Source organism: Streptococcus sp. (genome assembly GCF_019414905.1).
In the GTDB taxonomy this organism is placed as follows: domain Bacteria; phylum Bacillota; class Bacilli; order Lactobacillales; family Streptococcaceae; genus Streptococcus.
The window spans coordinates 2,053-3,522 of sequence record NZ_DXLC01000275.1; the positions used below are offsets into that span (position 1 = coordinate 2,053).

General features: G+C 42.1%; 2 protein-coding genes and 1 pseudogene. 1 reads left to right on the forward strand and 2 read right to left on the reverse strand.

Annotated features, from left to right (window positions below; translation table 11 throughout):
* Positions 1-93 (forward strand): annotated as a pseudogene (locus tag QZ359_RS08425) (orotate phosphoribosyltransferase); the annotation flags it as partial.
* A 61-nt stretch (positions 94-154) separates the two neighbouring features.
* Here the strand turns inward: QZ359_RS08425 and QZ359_RS08430 are convergent.
* Positions 155-1,021: a cysteine ABC transporter substrate-binding protein gene (locus QZ359_RS08430; RefSeq protein ID WP_293965702.1), complete on the reverse strand. Its 867-nt coding sequence runs from the start codon at positions 1,019-1,021 to the stop codon at positions 155-157.
* Between the two features lie 11 nt (positions 1,022-1,032).
* The coding region (locus tag QZ359_RS08435) for an ATP-binding cassette domain-containing protein (RefSeq protein ID WP_293965704.1) at positions 1,033-1,470 on the reverse strand (438 nt) is incomplete at its 5' end.

The following is a 1,470-nucleotide window of genomic DNA, read 5'->3' on the forward strand; positions in this document are numbered from 1 at the left end:
CATCTAGCCCAAGAAGAAGGTTACATCACGCCAGAGGGCCTTGATCTTCTAAAACGCTTTAAAGAAGACCAAGAAAATTGGCAAAATGCCTAAAAAATAGAAAATCAGGTAGTCACTAGGATTACCTGATTTCTTTTTGTGATTTTATTGAGTATTAGTCAACTTTTCCGCCTTCAACAACTAGGTCATCTGCTTTAGCAGCGTCACCGTAGGTTGGGTGGAGTGTTTTTTCATAGGCTTTGTGGAAGAAGTTTTCCTTACCTAATTTTTCAATATCTTTATTAATAAAGTCTAGCAATTCTTGGTTGCCTTTTTGAACTGCTGCTGCGATGGTATCTGGATCACCGAGGGAAGTAATTCCAACTTCAAATCCTTTATTTTCAAGCGCCCAAGCTAGAACTTCCGTATTGTCAGTTGAAAAGGCATCTCCACGTCCGTCAAGAAGGGCTTGGTAAGAGTCACTGTATTGGTCGTATTTTTGGAGTTTGATTTCTGGATGATTCTTTTCAAAATAAGTCTCAGCAGTCGTTCCTTTTGTGACAATTAAGGTTTTACCTTCAAGTTGTTTGACGTCTGTAATGAGACCAGTCTTAGGTGATACGACTCCAAGTGAAACTTTCATGTATGGAAGGGCAAAATCAACTTGTTTCTTACGTTCGTCAGTCACCGTAAAGTTGGCAAGAGTAATATCTACCTTGTTTGAAATCAAGTATTCAGCACGGTTGGCAGCGTCGACTGAAACGTATTTAACCTTCACCCCAAGGTCTTGAGCCAGTTGGTTCCCAAGTTCGATATCGTAACCTTGGTAAGAACCGTCATTGTCAACGTAACCAAAAGGTTTCTTATCTCCAAACACGGCGATTCGTAGCTCACCGCTTTTTTTGATTTCATCGATTGTGCGAGCCTCGGCAGTAGTTTTGCCAGACGATGAACCAGCATTTCCACCTGAGCTACAAGCTGTGACAAAGATAAGGGCGAAGGCAAGTGCCAAAACAGTTAAGAGTGGTTTGAATAGTTTCATAAGAATCTCCTTTATAGATATGAGCCAAATTGGCTAAAGTCAAAGACGTTTAAAAATTCCTGGGCTCGTTTAGTTTGAGGATTGGTAAAGAAGGCTTGAGCCGTTCCCTCTTCAGCAATTTTCCCTTTGTCGAGGAAGATAATCCGATCGGCAATAGCTTGGGCAAACTGCATTTCATGGGTTACTAAAATCATGGTACGGCCTTCTTGGGCCAAGTCATTTATGAGTTCCAGCACCTCACGCACCATTTCTGGATCCAGCGAAGCAGTCACTTCGTCAAAAAGGATGATTTCTGGATGCATGAGGAGGGCACGGACAATTGCAACCCGTTGCTTCTGTCCACCAGATAATTGACGCGCAAAGCTATGTTGTTTATCCAACAATCCAACACGTTCAAGTAATTGCAGAGCTTCTTCCGTTACTTCCTTCTTGTCTCTTCCCTGAGCCTT